General features: G+C 64.2%; 16 protein-coding genes and 1 other RNA gene. 6 read left to right on the top strand and 11 right to left on the bottom strand.

The features are described 5' to 3' along the window. Positions 1-15: 15 nt before the first annotated feature. Together AWC06_RS06655 and ssrA are read left to right on the top strand one after the other, a co-directional pair. The gene (locus tag AWC06_RS06655) at positions 16-855 is read left to right on the top strand and encodes a maleylpyruvate isomerase family mycothiol-dependent enzyme (protein WP_085195641.1); all 840 of its coding nucleotides are present in this window, start codon (positions 16-18) and stop codon (positions 853-855) included. Positions 856-953: 98 nt separating this feature from the next. Next, positions 954-1,322: a transfer-messenger RNA gene (gene ssrA, locus AWC06_RS06650) on the top strand. 35 nt (positions 1,323-1,357) lie between these two features. On the opposite strand, the gene AWC06_RS06645 is transcribed toward ssrA, so the two are convergent. After that, positions 1,358-3,175 (bottom strand): serine/threonine-protein kinase, encoded by a 1,818-nt coding sequence (locus AWC06_RS06645; RefSeq protein ID WP_085195639.1) that lies wholly within the window; start codon positions 3,173-3,175, stop codon positions 1,358-1,360. Between the two features lie 334 nt (positions 3,176-3,509). Here AWC06_RS06645 and AWC06_RS06640 point away from each other — a divergent pair, with 334 nt between their 5' ends. Next, a complete protein-coding gene (locus tag AWC06_RS06640; RefSeq protein ID WP_169715307.1) occupies positions 3,510-3,989 on the top strand; it encodes a CAP domain-containing protein in 480 nt (159 codons plus the stop codon). A gap of 10 nt (positions 3,990-3,999) precedes the next feature. Here the strand turns inward: AWC06_RS06640 and AWC06_RS06635 are convergent, their stop codons facing one another. The 10 genes from AWC06_RS06635 to AWC06_RS06590 all read right to left on the bottom strand — a co-directional run bounded on the left by AWC06_RS06635 (position 4,000) and on the right by AWC06_RS06590 (position 19,003). Continuing rightward, the gene (locus AWC06_RS06635; RefSeq protein WP_085196035.1) at positions 4,000-4,395 is read right to left on the bottom strand and encodes a GNAT family N-acetyltransferase; all 396 of its coding nucleotides are present in this window, start codon (positions 4,393-4,395) and stop codon (positions 4,000-4,002) included. Positions 4,396-4,450: 55 nt separating this feature from the next. Continuing rightward, the gene (locus AWC06_RS06630) at positions 4,451-5,056 is read right to left on the bottom strand and encodes a GNAT family N-acetyltransferase (RefSeq protein ID WP_085195635.1); all 606 of its coding nucleotides are present in this window, start codon (positions 5,054-5,056) and stop codon (positions 4,451-4,453) included. A gap of 81 nt (positions 5,057-5,137) precedes the next feature. Beyond that, a complete protein-coding gene (locus AWC06_RS06625) occupies positions 5,138-5,527 on the bottom strand; it encodes a hypothetical protein (protein ID WP_085195633.1) in 390 nt (129 codons plus the stop codon). 60 nt (positions 5,528-5,587) lie between these two features. Continuing rightward, positions 5,588-6,115, bottom strand: coding sequence for a YkgB family protein (locus tag AWC06_RS06620; RefSeq protein WP_085196033.1), 528 nt, complete (start codon positions 6,113-6,115; stop codon positions 5,588-5,590). Positions 6,116-6,459: 344 nt separating this feature from the next. Continuing rightward, a complete protein-coding gene (locus tag AWC06_RS06615; RefSeq protein ID WP_085195631.1) occupies positions 6,460-6,897 on the bottom strand; it encodes a DUF5709 domain-containing protein in 438 nt (145 codons plus the stop codon). A gap of 29 nt (positions 6,898-6,926) precedes the next feature. Further along, positions 6,927-8,510: a GMC family oxidoreductase gene (locus AWC06_RS06610; RefSeq protein WP_085195629.1), complete on the bottom strand. Its 1,584-nt coding sequence runs from the start codon at positions 8,508-8,510 to the stop codon at positions 6,927-6,929. Between the two features lie 230 nt (positions 8,511-8,740). Then, positions 8,741-11,020 (bottom strand): winged helix-turn-helix domain-containing protein, encoded by a 2,280-nt coding sequence (locus AWC06_RS06605; protein WP_085195627.1) that lies wholly within the window; start codon positions 11,018-11,020, stop codon positions 8,741-8,743. A 601-nt stretch (positions 11,021-11,621) separates the two neighbouring features. Then, positions 11,622-12,632, bottom strand: coding sequence for an alpha/beta fold hydrolase (locus tag AWC06_RS06600; RefSeq protein ID WP_085195625.1), 1,011 nt, complete (start codon positions 12,630-12,632; stop codon positions 11,622-11,624). Between the two features lie 658 nt (positions 12,633-13,290). After that, positions 13,291-16,104 (bottom strand): helix-turn-helix transcriptional regulator, encoded by a 2,814-nt coding sequence (locus AWC06_RS06595; RefSeq protein ID WP_085195623.1) that lies wholly within the window; start codon positions 16,102-16,104, stop codon positions 13,291-13,293. A 91-nt stretch (positions 16,105-16,195) separates the two neighbouring features. Then, on the bottom strand, positions 16,196-19,003 hold the full coding sequence (locus AWC06_RS06590; protein ID WP_085195622.1) for a helix-turn-helix transcriptional regulator: 2,808 nt from the start codon (positions 19,001-19,003) through the stop codon (positions 16,196-16,198). 511 nt (positions 19,004-19,514) lie between these two features. Here AWC06_RS06590 and AWC06_RS06585 point away from each other — a divergent pair. The 3 genes from AWC06_RS06585 to AWC06_RS06570 all read left to right on the top strand — a co-directional run bounded on the left by AWC06_RS06585 (position 19,515) and on the right by AWC06_RS06570 (position 22,798). Further along, the gene (locus AWC06_RS06585) at positions 19,515-19,868 is read left to right on the top strand and encodes a phosphoenolpyruvate carboxylase (protein WP_227370998.1); all 354 of its coding nucleotides are present in this window, start codon (positions 19,515-19,517) and stop codon (positions 19,866-19,868) included. Positions 19,869-20,311: 443 nt separating this feature from the next. Then, a complete protein-coding gene (locus AWC06_RS06580) occupies positions 20,312-21,538 on the top strand; it encodes a PPE family protein (RefSeq protein WP_085195618.1) in 1,227 nt (408 codons plus the stop codon). Between the two features lie 339 nt (positions 21,539-21,877). After that, positions 21,878-22,798 carry an NADP-dependent oxidoreductase gene (locus tag AWC06_RS06570; RefSeq protein ID WP_085195614.1) on the top strand — a complete coding sequence of 307 codons (921 nt, stop codon included), beginning with the start codon at positions 21,878-21,880 and terminating at the stop codon, positions 22,796-22,798. The last annotated feature ends 4 nt before the right edge of the window (positions 22,799-22,802 follow it).

Raw genomic sequence — 22,802 nt, 5'->3', positions numbered from 1 at the left:
TCTACCATCAGGCCGATGAGCAGCCCCTCGCGCCCGGTCACCCAACTCGACAAGTCCGATGTGCTTGCGGGTCTTTTCGCCACCTGGGATGCCCTTGACGGATTGATGACTGGGCTGACCGAGGAGCAGTGGCAGACGCCGACGCCGCTGCCGGGTTGGTGCGTGCACGATGTGGTGGCCCACATCATCGGCACCGAGTCGGTGCTGCTGGGATTGGCCCCGCCAGACGCGGATATCGACGTGTCGACTTTGGCCCACGTGCGCAACGACGTCGGCGTAATGAACGAGTGCTGGGTGCGTCACCTTAGCGCCGAGTCCGGCTCCGACCTGTATCGGCGTTTCCGGACGGTGACCGATGATCGTCGAAAGCGCTTGGCGGACATGCCCGATGACGAGTGGAACGCGCTTACTGCGACGCCGGTAGGCCCGGACAGTTATGGCCGGTTCATGCGGGTTCGAGTGTTCGACTGCTGGATGCACGAGCACGACATCCGCGATGCGCTGGGCGCGCCCGCCTCGGAGGCGGAACTGGTTTCGCCCGCGTCAGGGCTGGCGCTCGACGAGATGGCCACCAGCATGGGCTACGTCGTGGGCAAGCTGGGTAAGGCCCCCGGCGGGTCCCGGGTGGCCATCGAGCTGACGGGTCCGCTGGCCCGCACCATCCGCGTTGCCGTGGACGGTCGCGCCCAAGTGGTGGACGACTTCGGCGGGCGGGAGCCGACGGCCACGATCCGGCTCGACGGTTTGCTGTTCACTCGGCTGGCGGGCGGCCGTGTAGACAGCGTCCCCGTCGAGCTCAGCGGTGACGAGCAGGTCGGGACTCGCATCGTCGAACATCTCAACTTTGTGATGTGAGCCACTCCGCGGCGCGGATGAATATTCGCTGGCCTGTTGTTCTAGAGCGCGTACCATTGATTGTCCTGCCGAAAGTCGGCGGGGATGCTCGAAGACATGGGGCTGAACGGTTTCGACTTCGCGCATCGAATCAAGGGAAGCGTGCCGGTGCAGGCAAGAGACCACCGTAAGCGTCGTTGCAACTAGATAAGCGCCGATTCACATCAGCGCGACTACGCTCTCGCTGCCTAAGCGACAGCTAGTCCGTCAGACCGGGAACTCCCTCGACCCGGACCCTGGCGTCAGCTAGAGGGATCAACCGTTAGGTTCGGTCGCGGGACCTAGCGGGACACCAAACAGCGACTGGGATCGCCGTCCCGGCTAGTTCGCGAGACCGGGAGATCCGAGTAAGGGCAAGGCGAACTGCGCACGGAGAAGCCTTGAGGGCATGCCGTAGGACCCGGGTTCGATTCCCGGCAGCTCCACCAGGATTTAGCTGAACAGTCGACCTCCAGGACGTCGCTTAGGCAGTCGCCTGCAGGGTGATTTCGGATATTTCCGTCCGGCTCTCGCCATTGGTGGTTCCCAGGGTGGAGATCCACACCAGCACGTCGGAGGTCTTGGTCCGGTTATGCACCGCTATGCGGTTGTGCCCCGCCCGCAGTGGCGTGTTTGGGGTGAGCTCGACGGTGTCGGCCAATTTGGCGGGGGCATCGGTGGGCGACGAGCGGATCTGGACCTTGGTTCCTGTGCTGGGCACGTCGATCGTCACGGCGCTCAGTGCGGTCGGTTCGGACAGGTGCAGCAGCAGACCCATTCCTTCGATGAACTCCGGAAAAGGGACGGCGTCCTTATAGGTAACGGTGGACCACGCCGTGTTTGGGTTGCCGTCGATTGCCAACCTGGCGTCCTGCGGATTGTCGGGGGCGCCGTCGGGGGAAAACACCGTTGCGCTCACTGGCTTGACGATTGGTCCTGGACGAGTCCAGGCGCCGAATCCCTGGGTGAAATACACAACCGCAGTCGCGGTTAACACGATCACACCGAGGGCGGCAACGACGGCCGCGATCCGGACCTTTCTGCCTTGTGGCGCCTTGTATCGCGATAGTTTGGCGCGGACCTGGGATCGGCGTCGCTTCTTACTAGGTTCAACGGAGAAGTTGATGATTTTGTCGGCATCGAGCGTGTCGCCGTCCCACGCGCCGCTGACCTCGACCTCATCCCCATCTGCGAGCCGACTTGCTACGAGATCAGTTTGTATCTCGACCGGAATATGGGCAGGCCGGTTAACTAGTGGTTCATATGGGACCAACTGAAACGACAAGACCCCGACCTGATCGTGAGCATCGACCACGCTTTGCTGGACGCCGCGTGCTATCCCGTTGACGACCAGGCGCTCCAGACGCTGCGTGGCTGGACGTTCGCCCGAACCGAGGCTCTCGGCGGGGGCCGACACCGACGTCTGTGAGCCGGCTTGCGGATGCGGTGCAGCCGCATCGCGGCCGGGATCCTGGTGGGTGAGGGCTCGGGCAAAGTCGACGCAATTCGGGTATCGCTCGTTGGGGTCTTTGGCCAGCGCCCTTGCCAGCACGGCGTCCAGGTGCGCGAGATCGGGTCGGCGCTGCGAGATCCGCGGTGGCGGGGTACCGAGATGGTGGCTGAGTACGACGGCGCGATTTGAGTCTTGAAACGGTGGGGCACCGGTCAGTAGGTAAAAAGTTGTGGCGGCCAGCGCATATTGATCCGCTCGGCCGTCAAGCGGCTTGCCCAAGAGTTGCTCGGGGGCCACGTAACTGATCGTTCCTATGGCGACGTTGGCCTCAGTGAGGTTGCTGACGTCATCGATTCTGCGAGCGATGCCAAAGTCGGTTAATAACACCCTGCGTCGGTGGCCATCGGCCGCGGTCACGAGGATGTTCTCAGGCTTGACGTCCCGATGGAGCAGACGGCGATCATGACCGAAGTCGAGCGCATCAGCCACCGCCGTCACAATTTCCGAGACCTCTTGTTCTGGCATGCCGCGCGGGTGGCACTCCCGAACCAATCGGCCTGCGTCGGTGCCCTCCACGTAATCCATCGAGATCCAGAGCCGGCCGTTGAACTCACCACGATCGAGAACGCCGACGATATGTGGGTGCCACAGCGTCGCTGCCAATTCGGCTTCGCGATTGAATCTTGCGCGAAACTCCTCGTCGGCCGTTGAGGCCAGTGACAAGATCTTCAGCGCATCGTGACGAGGCAGACGAGGATGCTGGGCGAGGTAAACCTCACTCATACCACCAGTGCCCAGCAAGCGCTGAATAACGTAGCCAGCGAAGACCTCACCGTTGTTGAACGGCATGTCCGAAAGCCTACAAATCGGCACGGCCGGAGAGCGAATTCCGTCAGCGAGCAGTAGAACCGCCGCGTGGGGCTCTTGACGCCGTCAAGACCCGAGACCGAAACCGCAGGTATCGAGCGGGATTGAAACGCACCGAGACGTAGCGAACCGGCAGCTCAGAGAGCATATTGCCTGGTAGAGCGACGGATTCGATTCCCGACAGCTCCACCAGATAGGGCCGCAGAGATGCGGCCCCTTTCCGTGGATCGCAGTTAGTAGACCGATTCTCGACTTTCCAGGGTGGAAAGTGGATAGCATTTGTTTGCTATAAAGCTTGTGCGTGTCAAGAGGCAACATGACGAGGAAAGTCGACATCGTCGCCGTTCTCTCGGTCTGGACTGTCTTCTTAGCGTCTTCCGGCGCAGTCGCTGATTTTGCTGCGCGCGCAGACGATTTAGGGTCCGCGGTGTACAGCGGTGTCAGCCAGCTTCGCCAGATATGCGGGGAAACCGGCGATGACCCGCGCTTGGCCGCAGCAGCACAGCGGCACGCCGACGACATGCTGAAGACTGGTGTAAACGGTCATATCGGTTCGGATGGCTCTTCACCGCAGGCGCGTATCACCGATGCGGGTTACGTCAGGCCCAGCTACACCGGTGAGATCGTCTACTGGGGCACCGGATCCGATGCGACTCCGGACGTAGCGCTCGACCTGTGGATGCAAAGTCCTGCGCACCGGGCGATCATCCTGAACTGTGCCTTCACCGCCGTCGGCTTCGCCACCGCCTCGGACGGCGACAAGATGACCGCGGTCGGTGACTTCGCGAGTCCTTAAAACACCGCAATCACAAGTCCCGAGGCCCCGGCGCAGGGGGCCGCGACACGGGGCCGAGCAATCCCTGATATTGGTCGGCCACCAGGTCCCGGTATTCAGGATGGCGCAGAATGTAGTCACCCGTGATCTTGCACCGCGGAATGACCGTGTGTCCGGCCCCCCGGATCAGTTCAAGCACACCACCGATCATCGCGGACGAGACGCCCCGATCACGCCATTGCGCATCGACTTCGGTGGCCATCAACACGATATGGCTGCGGTAGCGGCGGTAGGGCTGCCGACCGATCACCTGGTCGCCTATCGCGGCCTCGAACCGATCACCTTGGGCGTTGTCGGTGATGATCGTCTGTAGTCCATCGTGGGCACTGCGTTCGATACTGCCCATGGGCGTTGGCGATTCATTCACAATCGAGTATCCCTTCCATGTCATCACAGGCGGCAGTACGGGTGTGATTTCCTGCTCAAGGCCACGAGACAGGCGGGCCGCAACCCGGTTCTGGTAGATCCAGGTCCGCTTTCCTGAGCCGATACACCTGAAGGGACAACCCGTAGTATTTGTCGGTCTCGCCGACCCATTCCATACCCACTCGTCGTGCGGTGGCCACCCCGCGACTGTTACGCGGCCGCACAACCGCGAACACCTCACTGACACCCGCGTTCTCAAAGGCCTGATGCGCAACCGCATGACCGGCTTCAGCACCATAACCACGACCCCACATGGCGGGGGCCACCTGCCATCCGATCTCTAGGTCGGTTCGCTCGGGTGGCAGCGGCAGCAACGCCACCCCACCGATTACGTCTCCGGACTGCTTCTCGGTGATCGCCCAGCGGCCCAGCGGCAGTCCAGCCGCGTCGTTTTCAGCCATCCAGACACCCAGCACGCGCCGCATCTCGGGAACATCCACGATCGCCGGCAACGCCGGGCACAACCACGAAGCCACTTGGGGGTCACCATATATCGCGCGCGCGGCACTCTCGTCGTCAAGGCGCCACGGCCGCAACACCAACCGATAGGTGTGAATGTGTCGCGACGTTGAGTCCAGCTCGACGTGGCGATGCTCAGCCATGACAACCCCCAACGTCGCGCGCACGGCCGCCGCCGCCGCAGCACCGATGTTCGTGGCGCGAAAGAAGTGCCGTTGACCGCGTCATTGGTCGGAACGGAATCGACTGAGCGGCAGTAGCCTCGTGGCCACCGGTGATTCCGCGGTGAGGCAGACGTTTCCGCAGTCGTGATGAAACACCAAGGGGCGCTGTTTGAATCGGTCATCGACCTCAAACCGCACGGCCAACCCGAGGTCGGTACGCTCGACGATACCGGTGGCCCGGATCACCACCGCCGCATCACTTCTGAGCGTGTCCAATCGGATCGGCCGCGTGACCATCTCATAGCTGCGTTCACCGCCGCCAGCGGCGTCGGCGAGGACAATATCGACACAACGCTTGGCGATCAGAAGATCGATTTCCGCCAGCGCCTTAGCGGTGACCATGATCGACACGCTGCCGGCCGGACTTGCCCCCGGCGGTGCGGTCGTCACGAGTGCGGCCGCACCTCTCAATACAATGCCTTCAGCCATAACCGATCACGCCCGACTTCATCAGCGGGAAGTGTGAGTCCGGTCGGCGAACGTCTCCTGTCTGCGGTTTGCATCAATTGCGTCCGTCAGCAGCCACAGGGCTAAGCCGAGGAGCGCAATGTCCTTCATCAAGAACTCCGCGTCGGCGGAGAGAACGGGAAAGCCACCAGCAGACGCCTCCCCGGTGCCGGGAGTCGTGACCATGAAACTCAGTGTGATCGCGAAGAACAGCGTGGCGAGTATGCCGCCCACCACGGAAGCCTTCGGCAACCACGGCTTGACGGCCAGCAGTGCTGCAGTAAGCAATTCTATTGATCCATTCAATCGACCAAAGGCGTCGATGGACATGATGTTGTAAAACCAACTCAAGAAGGGGCTATGGGCCACCCAATGTGAAATACCCTGGGACTCATAGTAAGTGAACTTCATGGCGCCGAACCAGGCCAGGACTATGACCAGACCATAGCGCGCGATGAGAGGCGCGATTGCGCTCGTTCGAGACTTTCCCGGCGCATCAGTCATCATGACGGCGGCCTCTTTCTGTGACATGCGGTCTCCGTTCTTCATGCGTCGTTCACCGCATGGCCGCGCAGTTGGTCAAGAAGGTGATCCAGGCGGTTTACGGTCGCGGCTCAGATCAACAACCACTATCTGTGCGCAGAGGGTGAGTTGTCCTCATCCGAGCGTGCAATTCACCCGGGTGAGGCGCTGACGGGAAACGATCTGCGGCGCACCTCCGGCTACAGGACCGGCCAGTCAGTCCTCAGACGTTGTCAAGCGTGCTGTCCAGCCCGCACGCACGAGAGTGAACACGATGACCGGCCAGTACGCACCGGCCAGCATCTGCCGCTCCCGCGGCGTCACCCACGAGCGGCGTGTAGTGCGGCGCTTACTCATGGCGACTCGACGATATGGATGGCGGCTTCCTCAGCGGACGCAGCGCCCCCACCAATGCCGACGTCGTGGGCAAGGTAATCGGTACTCGGATCCGTGGGGTCGAGATCGAAGGCGACGAGCCGGCCTGCGCGCATGCCGCCGATCTGATCGTCGATAGGCTCGCCATCGCTGTCGGCGATATCGCCGATCCCGTCACCGTCCCACTGGTCGGTCACGTCGGGCAGCTCACGGGCCAGTCGGCGCGCCAGACTTTCATGGGTACGCGCTTCCCTCGCGGTGAGACCCCACGCCTGCAATTCGCGCGGGCTTTCCGGGGGCGAGTAGCCTTCGTCCAGGTCGATGCCCGTCTGTTCGGAGTCCAGGCTTTCTTCTGGCTCGAGCAGATGGGCCTCGACGTCATCGAATTCAGAAATCCCCATCAGCGCCGTCTCCATTCCGTATCCGCGAAGGCCATTCGCGGCCTTCAGAGCGCGTGGTCGGCGACGAGCATGCCTGCGGCGCGTTCGCCGATGATCACGCACGGCGCCATGATGTTGCCGGTAGTGATGCGCGGCATGATGGAGCTGTCTGCAACCCGCAAGTTGTCGATCCCGTACACCCTTAGGGCGCCGTCGACGACCGACACGGAGTCGTAAGGTCCCATCTTCGCCGTGCCGCACAGGTGCCAGTAGGTTGTGGCGGCATCGCGGATGAATCGTTCGAGCTCGCGGCCTTTCAAATTCCCGGGCATGACTTCGCGGCTAACGAATGGACGCAGCGGAGCCGAGTTGCCGATCTCGCGGCACAGCTCCACACAGGCTGTGGCGGTCTTCAGGTCGGCAGCGTCGCCGAATGTGTTGGCATCGAGCTGGATCGGGTCACGCGGATCGGGCCCGCCTAACCGCACCCTGCCGCGGCTCTTGGGGTGTGTGACACCGCCGACCATCGTCCACCCGAACTCGGGCAATCCGAACCGCGCTGCCGTCTCGTCCGTGCCGTACGGTGCTTCGGCTTGATTGATAAACACGTCTGGACAGTCTGAGTCCGAAAGAGTCCAGTAGACAGTCGACTCGCCTGTGTTGTTGCGCGGCGTCCGCGGCGCCTGGTCCTGCCAGACACAGTGGAGCGCGATATGATCGTGGAAGTTTCGCCCCACACCCGGAAGGTGTTGGTGCACAGGGATCCCAAAGCGCTGCAATTCTTCTGCGTCGCCGATTCCGGAATACATCAACACCTTGGGTGTGTGGATCGCGCCGAGCGACAACACCACTTCCATCTCGGCCCTGATCGCATGCTGTTCGCCGCGATAGAAAATCTCCACACCGGTAGCCCGGCTCCCGACGACGGTTACGCGCGTGAGGAGCGCATCAGTGAGAACTACTAGGTTCGGGCGGTCCATGTATGGGTAGACGTAGGAACGGAATACCGATTCGCGCTTGCCGTTCCGAACGCGGATATCGGTGATGGACGCGCCACCTGTCGTCTCCATCATTCGTCCATTGGGGTTTTCGAAGATCGGTATGCCGATCGAGTTCGCACCCATAAGCGTTGCCGGCGCTAGCGGGTTCGGTTCGGGGGCAGGCTGGACGAACACCGGACCGCCAGTGCCGCGATATCGCGGATCGGGTACGCCATGCCAGTCTTCAATGCGGCGGTAGATGTCAAGCACGGACTCATATCCCCATGCCGGGTCATTGGCTTCGGCGGCGAAAAGATCCCAGTCGGCTCGATGCCCGCGGGCCCAGACCATCGCGTTGATCGACGATCCGCCTCCCACCACTTTGCCCATAGAGAAAGGAACCGACCGTCCGTTGATCCGCGGATTCGGTAATCCCTTGAAGCTCCAGTCACGTTCGCTGCCCAGGTTCAGTGGCCACTGGCTCGGCTCGGTGACACTTGGAGCGCTGTCATCGCCACCCGCCTCTACCAACAACACGCTTACGTCGGGGTTTTCGGCTAAGCGCCTGGCTACCACCGAACCCGCTGAGCCTGCGCCGCACACGATGAAGTCATACCGGGGCTTCAGCGTGGCGGTAGCAGTGCAGCTACTTGTCGTGCTGGTCGTCATCTGTGAATGACTCCTTAAGTGTTCTTGATCCAGTCGACACAAGTAGCGGTCGAGGCTGCGTCCTGCTAGGTGGTGGTGAACCTGCCAGCATGTGCTCTTGTCTGAGGCTGCCCCAGCGCGGGGTGAATTTTCATCACCCGGGCGCTCTTTTCACCCGGGTGATGACTCAATCGCATTCTCAGGTGCGACGATTCGTGATCGGCTGCGGCCATACGACCCAGTTGTGCGAGCTAGAGCAGGCCGAGTTCTCGCGCCCGGCTGACCGCCGCGCCGCGGTGCTCAACGCCGAGCTTGCGGTAAATAGCGCGCTGGTGGGTCTTCACAGTGTTGAGCGAGACGTATAGTCGCTCACCGATTTCACGTCGCGATAGTCGGGTGGCGAGCAGGCGAAGAACCTCAAGCTCCTTGGGCGTTAGCTCCTCACCTGCCGCGCACCCCTCGCTGCGAGAAGTCGCCGCGACGCCCGCGCAAAACCGCTGGACCGGACCGAGCAGCCTCGATACGACGTCAGCGTCGGCGCAACTGCGTACCAGGACGTCGACCTCGTCGAGGATGGGTTGCGCGCCCTGATGGTCGCCGAGATTCTCGAGGATCTCCGCTCTGACCAACAGCGTCTTGGCCACCTCGAGGATTGCTCCACCGTGGCGAGCCGACATGACGGCCGTGTCGGCTGCGGCTATCGCTGCAGCCGTGTCACCGCGCATGGCAAGGAGTTCGGCCGCAGCCACCGACACCATCGCGTCCACGAGGTGTTCCGCATCCGCCAGGTCCCGGGAGCTGCCCGAAGCCCGGCGGATATCGCGTTCGGCATCTGCGAGCTGACCATGTTCTGCCGAAATCAGCGCGGTATAGCCCAACGCGTGGATGCGAACGCGACGATCACCGACCTTCTCGGCGAGCTCTACGGCCTGCTCGAAGGCAGCTTGCGCCTCGCGGGTGCTGCCCGAAAAGTACAGCGCGGATCCATAGATGGAGTAGGCGGTTGATCGGCCCAAAGGCGCGTCGCCGAGATCGAGGGTGATTGCCCGGCGAGCCGTGTCAAGCGCCGCGGCGACGTTAGCCGTCTTGAACGAGTGAACCGCGCGCAAGACGACGACTTGAGCGCTGACGGCGGCACCATCCGCGGTGTCGGCCGCAGACCGGGTCTCGATTGCCTCGATCCACTTGGCGGCGTCATCGAGTTGACCAACGCTTAGTGCGACCCAGGCCCGGGCCACGCTCAGCCGTGGATCCTGTCGAACAGTCTCTTCGGGAAGCAGATCAAGCATGCCGCAGACCGTCGACACGCCGCCCCCGTTGAACTCGTCGACCCAGTCCGCGGCGATCAGATCAGCACTGCGCGCGATGTCACCGCCGGCGATCAGGTGGCGGACTGCCTCATCGATGAGGCCCTCGGCCTCGAACCAGGCCGCGGCTCGTCGGTGCAGATTGGGGACGAGATCGGGCTCGGTGCGCCGCAGTTCGGTTCGCAGCAACTCTCCGAATAGCTGGTGGTAGCGGTACCACTGACGCGACATGTCCAGCGGCACCACAAACAGGTTTTCACGCTCGATTTTCTGCAAGATCGAGGCCGAGTCAGACGTCTGCAGCGTCGCGTCGCACAGCGCACCGCTGAGTCGTCCCAAAACCGAGGTACGTAGCAAAAAGCTCCGCAGGTGCGGTGGCTGACCATCGAGCACCTCGGCCATCAAGTAGTCGACGATATGACGGTTGTCGCCGGCGAAGGCTCTGATGAACGCTGGGGCATCAGCGCGCCCGGCTAGCGAGAGGGCGGCAAGGTACAGGCCGGCAGCCCACCCTTCGGTGCGTTGGTGCAACAGTTGAATATCTGCGTGGGCCAAGTCCAGGCCGAGGACATCGTTCAGCAGATGGCCCGCCTCAACAGCTCCGAAACGTAAATCATCGGTTCGCACTTCGGCAAGCTCGCCGCTGGCCCTCATCCGAGCCAACGGCAACATCGGATCGGACCGGGTGGCCAACACCAGGTGAAGATTCGCCGGCATCCGGCTGATGAAGAACGCAAGCTGCTCATGGACCGCTCGACTCACCACCAGGTGGTAGTCATCAAGAACGAGCACTATCGGGCGAGCGACCGTGTCGAGATCATTCAGCAGCGTAGGCAGGACGACCTGCACTGGGTCGGCGCTCATCGCGAGGAGTTCCACCGCGCGAGCCCCTACTCCGGGACTGATCTTCTGCAGCGCGGCAACCGTATACATCCAAAACCACACCGGGTCGTTGTCGGAGGAGTCAAGCGACAGCCAGGCGAATCGCTCGTTCTCGCCCGCACGCAGAGCCCACTGCGCAAGCAATGTCGTCTTGCCCCAGCCCGCCGGAGCACTCAGCAGGGTCAGTTTGCGGCAGCGCCCCGCCGATAGCGCATCGAGTAGCGCAGCCCGGCGAACAAGCTGGGCCCCGATATCCGGGACGTGCAGCTTGGTGCCGAGCAGAACTGCTCGCGCAGCGGCTTCCGCGGCACCGTTGTCGGTTCGTTCGGCCGAGTCGGTCATGTCGGAACTCGGCGAATCGATCGAACCCGGCGGCAGGGCAGGGAAACTCGGCGTCGGCGCGCCATTGCTGGGCGCTGGTGTCTCGGCATCCCAGTAGTTTTCTGAAGGGTCGGACGGGCTCATTCTGCCCGGTAATCGCGGTGCCTCCATTGAATCAGATGCGCTCATCGCGATCGAATTCAGCGCACGCTGGCGACGTCCGTATGGGCTGGCGTACCCCAGCGCAATGGAGCCGATGAATCTCTCATGATCCGCGCTCACGCTGTGCCCGCTCACCGCATTTCTCCTCTTGCGTCGGTGTATTCGCTCATTGGCAGCGGCGGGCATCGTCGTCTTCGCGTGCTCATGGTCGTCGGGACACCAACGCGTACCCACCGACGCCGAACACCACCGGCATCGCCATCAACATTCCCAACGCTGTGCTCAGCATCGTTTTCTCAACTCCTCTGTGTCGTGTTGAGCGGCGGCGGTCGCGGCGATCCAGAGCTCAATGACTACGTTGCAGCGCGGGCAGCGCCGCCACCATCGCCCGGGGGGTGATCTTTAGGGCCGGATGGGTGTATGCGTAGTGGCCCGGAAGGGGAGGCTCTGCGTACCCGGGTCATGACACTCGCGCCTCGACTTCGATGGGTGAGGCTGGGTCGCAAGCTCCGCTCCCAGCCGCGAGAGCATGGCTGCCGGCGGCGATGGCGGAGTTGATGGCTTCGGTGACCACCTGCGGGATTTCATGCAAAAGCGTGTGCCCTGCGGTGGGCCGGTGGATGAGCGTCGCCCCGGGGATACTATCGGCCAGCTCGCGGGCGTGCCACATGGGCGTGAGCTTGTCCGCTCCTCCACTGATGATGGTTGTGTTGGCCGTGATAGAGCTCAGGGCCTGAGAGCAGTCGTACTCTTTCAGACCGCGCAGGAAGCCGACTTTGATCGTCGACGGGGTGGTGTTGATGGCGGCCGCAGACTTAGCGACCAACGCTTTCGGGGCGGCTTCACCGTATCCGCCATGTCTGGTCAGTGCCGCGCACACCGGCCGGGCGAGGAATTGAACTACCTGATCGGTACCTGCGCGAGGCATGCGATGTACGAGGTGGTAGAGCATGCTTGTCGCGGGGCTCCGCAGCAGTCGGCCGAGGCCGTGCGACCTGAGATTTCCCGCGGCGGTCGCGACGAGAACAAGGCTCTCCGGGTCAACGGGACGCTTGCTGGCGGGCCGGCGAAGATAGGCCAAGGCCGTCATACCGCCCATCGAGTGCCCTACCAGAGTGAGCGGGCCCGTGACGCCGAGCGCGACCAGCAACTCGGCGAGGTCGTCGGCGAGTCTGTCGATCCGATATGTGTGCATTGAGGCATTGCCAGAGTCGCCGTGACCACGGTGGTCGTAACTGATGATCCGGATGTTGTTGCCCCAGTGACGGATTAGCTGCGTCAACTGGATGTTCCAGGACTCTTTGTTTAAGCAAAAGCCGTGTAGAAGTACGACTGTATGGCCGGGGGCGTGAGATCCCCAGTCACTAACGGACAGCGAGACGCCATCGCTCGTGGTAACTATGCGGTTGCAGGCCAGCGATCGATGTGTGCCGGGTATTCGCCTGCGGTTGCGTCGCGTTGGCGGCAACATTGTTCGCTCTTTTCTTCGTGTGCTCACCAGCACGGTGTGTGGCCTAGCGGTCGACTACTACGGTCGTCGCGCGGCAAGCGCAAAACCATCGCCCGAGGATTGATGTTTAGAGCCGGATGGGTCTAGTACTAGGCCGACGACGGGGCAACCAGTTGAGATGGGACACGCTCCCGGCTGAATCGTGGTCTTCCCAGCCTCAATCGCGAAAGGAATCGCGGCTGCGCATGTCGAGGCGGTCGCTCGGGTCAGAGCGTGAGGCATGGCCAACGAACCTTTTACCAGAGTGGGCGCGCGGTTATCTGTAGCCATGCTCTGAATTCCCTTTGTTCACAGCGCTTTTGCGCTCTTTTGGCACGAAATCGTTGGATTATGATTGCAAGTTGGCGATTGCCAGCTTGGGCGCTGGAATCGATAGTGCAGCTCGCTGATTCGGCGATCGGGCTGCGCCAGCTTGCGGTCATCACGACACCATCCGGTACCCGGCAACCCAGAATGTCACTGGCAGCATTGCCAGCATTCCGTAGGTTGCGTTCAGCATTGTTCGGTCTTGCGTCGACTACTACGGTCGTCGTGCGGGCAGCGCAAAACCATCGCCCGAGGGTTGATGTTTAGGACCGGATGGGTGCAGTACTAGGCGGCGCCGTACTTGACGTGTCAGTCAATCGGCGCCGCGCATGAGCTGCGCTAATTGGGCGCGGGAGGTAATGCCCAGTTTGGCAAACGCATTGTGCACGTGGGTCTTCACCGTGTGAGGGGAGAGGTGCAGCTGCGTAGCGACGGAGCGGTTGGTCGCACCCTGTGCGATGAGGTTGACGACCTTGAGTTCGGAGTCGGTAAGGCTGTCCCAGCCCGTTTTTGCCCGCGGGCGCGTGACGATGCGCCTTTCCACGCCTAATCGGCGCAGCGCGCGGCCGACTCGCCGAGCATCGGCGATCGCTTCGCACTCGACGTAGGTGTCGAATGCGGCATTGAGCTGGTCGAGCGCCTCGGCGTTGCGCTGTGCGCGACTCAGCTCGCCGCCGGCGTGCTCGGCAGCGCTGGCATAAAGAAGCGGCCGCGGAGACGCGCGAAGCACGTCGGTGGCAGCCACCAGTGCTTGGACGTCACGCTCGAGTATCGCGCGGGCATATCCGGCCACTCCGGCCAACAGCGGCACGGCGGGCTGCTCGGACTCCAGCATCTGGGTGGCCTGCAAGACCCGCGCGCGCAAGCCGGCATCACCGGCGGCCGAGGCCACCCGCGCACTCAAGATCACCCGATTCAAGGCATAGGACTGCAGTGGTGTCCCGAGAAGGGCGATGTCGCCGCCGAGCCAGCGGGCGGCTTCATGAACGTCGTCGCGCTGCCACGCCGCCAGCGCGAGCACATACGCCGCTCCTCGACGGATGGCACGTGAACCCGTGGAGTACGCATCGCGCGCCTGATATATCATCTGCTGCAACAAGTTTCGGTCGTCAGTGTGCACCGCCACCGAGGCCATGATCACAATGCGGAGCAGGTCCGGCTCGCTCACGCCTGTCGGCTGTGGGGACGGCAGCGGCTCCGCTGCGTAGCGAGCGGCCGACAGCCGCCCCGCCGCGAGGTGAACAATCCCACTGATGACGGCCCACATATTGAGAACCATCGCGTTGCCTTCGCGGCGGGCCCGCCCGATGCCGTCGGCGACCTGGGCTGTCGCGTCGTCCAACCGGCCGACCACTGCCAGCAGGATTGCGTAGTGCATCGCGGCAAAGCCATGAGCCGAGGCCGCGTCATTCGTGTAGGGGAGCGAGCAAAGCTTTTCGAGGCGGCTGAGGGCGCGGCTCCTGAACCCCTCACCGACGTCGATTAGGGCGAGGGTGACGTCGGCCATGATTGTGGCCTCGAGATCACCGGTGGTTGCCGCCGCGGCGGCAGCCTCGTCGGCTGCTGTGCGCCGTTCGCCGCCTTGGTCCTGCAACACGATGTTGTAGGCAAGCCACGCCAGATGTCGCGCCCGAGTGACCTCGCTGATAGCGGTTAATTCGAGCGCTCGCCGATTCTCCTCTGCCCGCTGCTGTGTGCTGTGTTTGGTGTGCGCCGGGAGCCGGAGGCGGATCTCGGCCTCTACTTCGGGCGACGCCGCCTCCGCGAGCGCCACGACGGCCAATTCTTCGGCCTCGCTATAGCGGCCGGCCCGGTTGAGCCACTCCACCGTTTCTGCGACCAGGGATCCATGCTCGGCGTCGTCGGCGGGCAACAGCTCCAACGCACGCTTGCTCAAGTCCGCGGCCGCGCTGGCATCGCCGCGGCCAACCGATTGGGCGGCTTGGCGCAGTGCGTCGATCGCCTCACGGTCTCCCGGCTGGGCGCTGCGTGCCAGCTGGGTGGCCGCCTCGGCCGGCGTCGCGCCGACACTCAGCATGAGCGACGCCGACTGGCGCTCCATCGCGCGCCGCAACGACTCCGGCAACGACTGCCGGGTCGCCTCCCGCAGCAAGTCGTGCCGAAACCTCAACCGCTCACCGTCGTCGACGAATAGATCCGCGCGCACCGCCTCCTCCAGCGCCGACATCAACGAGACCGGTTGGCGGTCCAGCATCGCGGCCAGTAAGCCAGCCGAAAATCGATTCGGCAGCACCGCTGCTACCCGCACCACCTCCGAAGCCTCGTCGGAGAGCAGGTCGAGTCGTTGCTGCATACTGGCGCCCAGCCGGCGCGGAAGCCTGTCTCCGGTGACCATCGCGCGGCCGCCGTTGACGGTGAGCCGATCCTCCTCGCCAAGACCCCCGACAAGCTCGCTGACCAAAAATGGATTTCCGTGCGCCTTGGCGGCCAGATTCAGCAGCGACACATCGGCTTTCGCGCGTACGGCGTCTTGAACCATGTCGGCGACCGCATCCGGCGTCATGGCCCCCAAGCGCAGGACTGTGGCGTTCGCGCGTTGCAGCACCGACAACGTCTCTTGCACCGCAGGCCCGCCGGCCCCGGTGCGGGTAGTCAATACCCACAGCACCGGCGCACCCGGGCGGGCAGTGGCCAGCGACCGCAGCGCCAACAGCGTGCCGTTGTCGGCCCAGTGAATGTCCTCCAACATGATCGCCAGCGGGGTCTGTGCGGCCGCCGCATCGATCGCGTCGGCCAAATCGTGCACCACCCAGTAGCGCAGATCCGCCGAGTCGCCCAGGCGGCGCAACGCCTCAACATCGCCGACCGGCGGCTCGGCGCGCAGCGTGGCCATGAACAGCGAGAAAAACGGCACCGTCTGCTGATATTCAAATGCCTCCCCGAACAAGGTGCGCACCCCACACTTGTCGGCCAGCGCCACCATCTCGGTCAACAAGCGGCTCTTGCCAATGCCCGGCGGGCCCTCGATGACCAGCACGCCGCCGCGCCCCTGGGCCACCGCGTTAACCAGTGCGCCGATCACCTTCAACTCGTCAGCCCGCCCCCGAATCGGCGGAATGACCAGCCGCTGGCCGCCGATGTCAAACAGGCCAGTTGGAGGCCCCATCGGATGTCCCTGTCTACGGTTTAATTACCGGACTGCCCTTACAGTGCACGTCATTGTAAAGCCGCAGGCGTCATCTCGCGTTTGCTGTCGATCAATCGGCGCCACGCATGAGCTGCGCCAATTGGGCGCGAGAAGTAATGCCCAGCTTTGCAAAAGCGTTGTGGACGTGGGTCTTCACCGTGTGGGGGGACAGGTGCAGCTGAGCGGCGACGTCGCGGTTGGTCGCGCCCCGTGCGATGAGGTTGACGACCTTGAGTTCGGAGTCGGTGAGGCTGTCCCAGCCCGTTTTTGCCCGCTGGTGCGTGACGATGCGCCGTTCCACGCCTAATCGGCGCAGCGCGCGGCCGACTCGCCGGGCATCGGCAATCGCTTCGCACTCGACGTAGCTGTCGAATGCGGCGTTGAGCTGGTCGAGCGCCGCATCACCATGATCGATGTGGGCGAGTTCAGCGCCGGCGTCCTCGGCAGCGCTGGCGTAAAGAAGCGGCCGCGCAGACGTGCGAAGCGACTCCGCAACAGCCACCAAGGCCTGGGCATCGTGTTCGAGGATCCCGCGGGCATATCCGGCCACCGCCGCGAACAACGGCACCACAGGCCGCTCGCGTTCAAGCACCTCGGTGGCCTGCAGAACCCGCGCGCGTAAGCCGGCATCACCGGCGGCCGAGGCCACCCGCGCACCCAAGATCAGCCGAACTAATGCATGGGGGAAAAACGGTGTCGCCAGCAGGATGACGTCGCCGAGCCAGCGCATCGCGTCATGAACGTCGTCGCGCTGCCACGCCGCCCGCGCGAGCACATACGCCGACCCTCGACGTATGCCGGCGGAGCCAGTGGAGTGGGCTTCGCGCGCATCACTGACCATCTGCTGCAGCAAGTTCCGGTCGTCGGTGTGCACCGCCACCTCGGCGAGGATCACCATGCGAAGAACGTCATGCTCGGTTGCTCCCGTCCGCTGCGGCGGCGGAAGGAATTCCGTCGCGTCGCGAGCGGCCGACAGCCGGCCCGCAGCGAGATGGACAAGCCCACTGAAGACGGCCCACAGCGCGAGGGCCATCGCGTTGCCTTCCCGGCGGGCCTGCCCTATGCCGTCGGCGACCCGGGCAGTCGCGTCGTCCAACCGGCCGACCACTGCCAGCAGGTTTGCGTTGTACATTCCGGCATAGGCATGCGCCAACGCCGTTTCATTCGTGTGGGCGAGCGGAGAAAGCTCCTCGAAACGGCGTAATGCGCGGGACGTGTATCCCTCACCGGCATCGAGCAAAGCGTGGGTGACTTCGGCCATGATCTTGGCTTCGAGATCACCGGTGACTACCGCGGCCGCGGCAGCCTCGTCGGCGGCCGCGCGCCGTTGCCCACCTTCGTCGAACACCAGGTTGTACGCCAGCCACGCCAAATGGCGTGCACGGGTGACCTCGCTGATGCCGCTCAACTCAAGCGCCCGCCGATTCTCCGCCACCCGCCGCTGGTCGGTGTGCTTGGTGTGCACCGGTAGGCGGAGACGGATCTCGGCCTCGACTTCGGGCGACGCTGCCTCCGCGAGCGCCAGGTCGGCCAAATCTTCGGCCTCGCCGTAGCGACTGGCCCGATTGAGCCACCCCACCGTTTCCGCGACCAGTGATCCGTGCTCAGAGTCGTTGGCGGGCAACAGCTCCAACGCGCGCTTACTCAAGTCCGCGGCGGCACTCGCATCGCCGCGGCCGACCGCTTGCGCGGCCTGGCGCAGCGCGTCGATCGCCTCTCGGTCTCCCGGCTCGGCGCTGCGCGCCAACTGGGTGGCCACCTCGGCCGGCGCCGCGCCCATGCCGAGCATGACGGACGCCGATTGGCGCTCCATTGCCCGCCGCAACGACTGTGGCAACGACTGTCGGGTGGCCTCGCGCAGCAAGTCGTGCCGAAACCTCAACTGCTCGCCGTCTTCGGCGAAAAGATCCGCGCGCACCGCCTCCTCCAGCGCCGACAGCAACGACGCAGGCGATCGCTCGAGCATCGCGGCCAACAGCTCCGCCGAAAACCGATCCGGCAACACTGCGGCCACCCGCACCACCTCTGACGCCTCGCCGGAGAGCAGGTCGAGTCGCTGCTGCATACCGGCGCCCAGCCGGCGCGGTAGCCCGTCTCCGGTGACCATCACACGGCCGCCGGCGACATTGAGCCGGCCCTCCTCGCCCAATCCTCCGACAAGCTCGCTGACCAAAAACGGATTTCCGTGCGCCTTGGCGGCCAGATTCAACAGCGACACATCGGCTTTTGCCCGCACCGCGTCGCAGACCATGTCGGCGACCGCATCCGGTGTCATGGCGGTCAATCGCAGGAATGTGGCATTCGCGCGTTGCAGCACCGACAAGGTCTCCTGCACCGCCGGTCCGCCGGCTCCGGTGCGGGCAGTCACTACCCACAACACCGCCACATCCGGGCGCGCGGTGGCCAGCGACCGCAGCGCGACCAACGTGGCGTTATCGGCCCAGTGAATGTCCTCCAACATGATCGCCAGCGGGGTTTGCGCGGCCGCCGCATAAATCGCGTCGGCCAAATCGTGCACCACCCAGTAGCGCAGATCGGCTGAGCTGCCCAGCCCGCGCAACGCCTCCGCATCCCCGACCGGCGGATCGGCGTGCAGGGTGGCCATGAACAGCGAGAAAAACGGCACGGTCTGCTGGTATTCGAATGCCTCCCCAAACAGAGTGCGCACCCCACACTTGTCGGCCAGCGCCAATACCTCGGTGAGCAACCGACTCTTACCAATGCCGGGCGGGCCTTCGATGACCAGCACGCCGCCACGCCCTTGAGCCACCGCGGTAACCAGGGCGCCGATCGTTCTCAGCTCGTCTGTCCGCCCACGAATCGGCGGCATGATCAACCGCTGGCCGCCGACGTCGAAAAGGCCGGTTGAAGACCCCATCGGGTGTCCTGTCTACCGTTTACCGGACTGCCATTGCAGTGCACGTCATTGTAGGACCCGCGCACGTCACCTACCCGATTTGCTGCAGGTCAACCAACACCGCGCATGAGCTGGGCCAACTGGGCGCGCGAAGCAGTGCTCGGCACAGCGCGTGGCCGGCAAGGCGGGCATTGGCAATCGCTTCGCCTTGCTGCTCGTGATATTCGCCGAATCACCCGGGTGAATCAGTTCGCCGGGTGATGACCACTCATCCCACGTCGATTAATGCTGGCTTAACTGACGGCGACCGGACGGTGCGCGGAGCGGTCGCGATGACGGTGGACGAGCTGGCCGTGTTGATCACCGCGGAACGCCATCGCCACAAATTGGAGAAAACCAGATGAAGCCTCGCCCGTTCCAACGATCGACTGCTGAATACGGCTCCGGCGCCGCGCGACCACCACGGCTGCTGCATCGAATGAGGGACGCCGTCTTTGCGCGGCGTTGGGCGCATCGGAAAGGAGTTGGCGCGATGGACATCGTCCCTGCGATCGAGGATCAACTTCTCGCGCTGCAGCCCATCTGCAGTGCCCAGCGGGTGTCAACCGGCATTACGTGCGGTGCGCCGGCGGTGGCGGTCGCCGAGGTCCACGCCGTCGACGAATGCGACCAGATGGGGCTAAGCCCAGACGGCGACCTCGTGGAGACGCTCTGCCAAGCCTGCCTGGCAACTTTGCAATCCGCGATGGCGACCTACGTGGGCCACAAACGCGAGGCGGCGTCCCGATGCGGCACCCACCCCGCGTGCACCACTTGCGGGCGTCCCACTGGATATCTGCGCAGTGTCTTCGCTGTGCGCCCGATCGGGCCCGAGGGGCTGGCATAGTGGCCCGACTACGCATTGGCTCCCTGTTTGTGGCTGTGCTGGCCGGCGATTACGCGGCCCTCATGTTGATCGATGGTCAGCTAATCGATTTCGGAGTCACCGGCGCCATTTGTGCGGGAGCCTCGATCGCAGCCGGGATGAGCGCCTACGCGGGCAGGCGACGCCGAAAGGCGGTGGCTCGGGGACGAGCGACCGCCTGGGCGCGCCGTGACCAGCAGGCGTCTGCGGCCGACCAGCAGTGTCTGTTATGCGGAGGCCCGCGCCAAAAACCAAGTGACTCACCCAGATTCGTCGACAGGCAGGGCGCGCGTTTATGCGGGGCATGCGCGCTGGCCCTCAACCCCGAGCCGGCACGATGAGTCGAGTTCGCCGCTCGCTACGCCAGATCGGCGAGTACATCCGCGAAGCGGCCGGATAACCAAGGGACCCTGAGGTTATCGAAGATGGATTTCGGGGCGCTGCCACCAGAAATCAACTCCGGCCGCATGTATTGCGGGCCCGGCTGCGGGTCGATGCTGGCCGCCGCAGCAGCCTGGGACGGACTGGCCGCCGACCTGCATTCCACGGCGGCCTCCTATCAGTCGGTGATCTGGGACCTGACCGGCGCAGCATGGCTGGGTCCCGCATCGGTGGCGATGACGGCCGCCGCCGCGCCTTACATCTCGTGGCTGACAACGACCGCTGCGCTGTGCGAGGAGACCGCCACCCAGGCCAGCGCCGCCGCAAGCGCCTACGAGGCCGCGTTTGCGATGACGGTGCCGCCGCCGATTATCGCAGCCAACCGGGCTCAGCTGATGGCACTTGTCGCGACGAACTTCCTGGGTCAGAACACCCCGGCGATCATGGCCACTGAGGCGCACTACGGCGAAATGTGGGCCCAGGACGCCGCAGCAATGTACGGCTATGCCGGTAGTTCAGCTGCGGCCTCGACGTTGGCACCGTTCACCCCGCCGACGCCCACCACCAATCCGGCAGGTCTGGCCGGTCAGGCGGCCGCGGTGGCACACGCTGCCGCCGCCACGTCAGCCGGCACGGGCGCCCAGACCGTCATGTCGACGGGCTCGCAGCTGCTTTCCGCAGTGCCCAATGCACTTCAAGGACTCGCGCTGCCTTTACCGGCCGCCGCGGCATCACTCCCGCCGTTCTTGCAATTGCTGAGCTTACTGAGCCCGGTGAACCTGGCCGTTTCGTCGGCCTCGACGGCCATCACGTCGACGGGCATGTCGGGATCGTATGCGGGCTTGGGGTATGCGGCGTACTACGACCCAATGGGTGCCAGCAAGATGGATGCCATATTGGCACGATTGGGGGCGCTTCCGGCAGACCCGGGAACAGGCGCATTAGCGTCATTTGGTTCGGCAGACCTGGGGGCGGGCAGCGGTGCGGCACCTGTAGTGTCCGCGGGCTTAGGCCGGGCCTCCTCAATCGGCGCGCTGCCGGTGCCGCCGAGCTGGGCCGCGGCCGCTCCGCCAGTCAGACCCGTCGCGATAGCGTGGCCCAACACCGTTCCCGGTCCCGCCGCGACGATCCAGGCAGCGAGCCCGGAAAACCTGCTCAACGAGACGCTTTTGGCGAGTGCGGCTTTACGCGGCGTCGGCGGTGCCGCCCCCAAGGGCCAGCCCATGATCACCAAAACTGTGACGTCGCACCCACTGGATAGCGAGAACTGATGCCTTCGCACTCACCCGGGTGAATTGGCACGCCGGGTGATGACGACTCACCCCGCGCTCGGGAATGCTGATCGGCAGCTGGCGAGCGGAGGGCAAGTGCAGTCAACGATGTACCGGATCTGCATTCGCGGCCGCGTGACCGAGCGGCTCGGGTGCGCATTAGAAGGGATGCGCCTCGAGGCCGGTACAACCGAAACCGTGTTCACTGGCGAAATCCGTGACCAGTCACAGCTTTACGGACTCCTCGACCGGGTCCGTGATCTGGGACTTGAGCTCGTCAGCGTACAACCACAGCCCGCAGCTGACCCGACAACAACCCACATCAGGAAGGACCTGTAAATGCGAGCCATCACTGTTTCAGATCGTGACGCCGGTGTCGCTGGCCTGTCGCTGACAGACCTGCCCCACCCTCAGCCAGCCGACAACGAGGTCGTTGTGCGGGTACACGCCGCGGGTTTCACACCCGGGGAGCTTGACTGGCCGCACACCTGGATCGACCGTGCCGGTCGTGACCGGACACCGAGCGTGCCCGGCCACGAGCTGTCGGGCGTCGTGGTTGAGTTGGGGTACGGAACCACCCTTTTGAGCATCGGTCAGCGGGTGTTCGGCCTCACCGACTGGGCCCGCAACGGCTCGCTCGCGGAGTACACCGCGGTGGAAGCCCGTAATCTCGCACCTCTGCCGATGGACATCGACCACACCGTCGCTGCGGCGGTGCCGATCTCCGGATTGGCTGCCTGGCAAGGCCTGTTCGACCACGGCCGCCTCGCCGCCGGACAAACGGTTCTGATCCACGGCGCCGCGGGTGGAGTTGGGTCGATCGCGGTGCAGCTCGCTCGCGAGGTCGGTGCGCGCGTCATAGGTACTGGCCGGACCGCAGACAGGGACCCGGCGGGGGAGCTCGGCGTCCACACCTTCATCGATCTGGAGACCGAAAAGCTCGAGGACGCAGGCGAAGTCGACGTGGTATTTGACGTGATCGGCGGAGAGGTGCTCGCCCGCTCGGCCGAACTGGTGCGGGTCGGCGGAACGCTCGTCACCATCGCCGAGCCGCCAAAGACCATGCCGCGCGATGGGCGGGCAATTTTCTTCCTTGTCGAAGTCGATCGCGTCCAGCTCGCCGAGCTCGCCGCGCGAGTACGCGACGGACGCCTCAAGCCCGTGGTGGGTGCCGTGCTTCCGCTCGCCGAAGCTGCCGCCGCATTCGCTCCCGGCAAGCGCATCCCTGGCAAGACGATCCTGCGCGTGGCCGAAGACTGAAAGG

The sequence above is a fragment of the Mycobacterium fragae genome, from assembly GCF_002102185.1.
Classification (GTDB): Bacteria; Actinomycetota; Actinomycetes; order Mycobacteriales; family Mycobacteriaceae; genus Mycobacterium; species Mycobacterium fragae.
This window is presented reverse-complemented; position numbering and strand designations above follow the sequence as displayed.

Coding starts and splice junctions, on each gene's coding strand:
- AWC06_RS06630 (WP_085195635.1), bottom strand. CDS start 5,056: ATGGCTGAGCATCGCCACGTCGAGCTGGACTCAACGTCGCGACACATT.
- AWC06_RS06645 (WP_085195639.1), bottom strand. CDS start 3,175: ATGCCGTTCAACAACGGTGAGGTCTTCGCTGGCTACGTTATTCAGCGC.
- AWC06_RS06655 (WP_085195641.1), top strand. CDS start 16: ATGAGCAGCCCCTCGCGCCCGGTCACCCAACTCGACAAGTCCGATGTG.
- AWC06_RS06610 (WP_085195629.1), bottom strand. CDS start 8,510: ATGACGACCAGCACGACAAGTAGCTGCACTGCTACCGCCACGCTGAAG.
- AWC06_RS06595 (WP_085195623.1), bottom strand. CDS start 16,104: ATGGGGCCTCCAACTGGCCTGTTTGACATCGGCGGCCAGCGGCTGGTC.
- AWC06_RS06580 (WP_085195618.1), top strand. CDS start 20,312: ATGGATTTCGGGGCGCTGCCACCAGAAATCAACTCCGGCCGCATGTAT.
- AWC06_RS06590 (WP_085195622.1), bottom strand. CDS start 19,003: ATGGGGTCTTCAACCGGCCTTTTCGACGTCGGCGGCCAGCGGTTGATC.
- AWC06_RS06640 (WP_169715307.1), top strand. CDS start 3,510: ATGACGAGGAAAGTCGACATCGTCGCCGTTCTCTCGGTCTGGACTGTC.
- AWC06_RS06605 (WP_085195627.1), bottom strand. CDS start 11,020: ATGACCGACTCGGCCGAACGAACCGACAACGGTGCCGCGGAAGCCGCT.
- AWC06_RS06570 (WP_085195614.1), top strand. CDS start 21,878: ATGCGAGCCATCACTGTTTCAGATCGTGACGCCGGTGTCGCTGGCCTG.
- AWC06_RS06620 (WP_085196033.1), bottom strand. CDS start 6,115: ATGTCACAGAAAGAGGCCGCCGTCATGATGACTGATGCGCCGGGAAAG.
- AWC06_RS06585 (WP_227370998.1), top strand. CDS start 19,515: ATGGACATCGTCCCTGCGATCGAGGATCAACTTCTCGCGCTGCAGCCC.
- AWC06_RS06615 (WP_085195631.1), bottom strand. CDS start 6,897: ATGGAGACGGCGCTGATGGGGATTTCTGAATTCGATGACGTCGAGGCC.
- AWC06_RS06600 (WP_085195625.1), bottom strand. CDS start 12,632: ATGTTGCCGCCAACGCGACGCAACCGCAGGCGAATACCCGGCACACAT.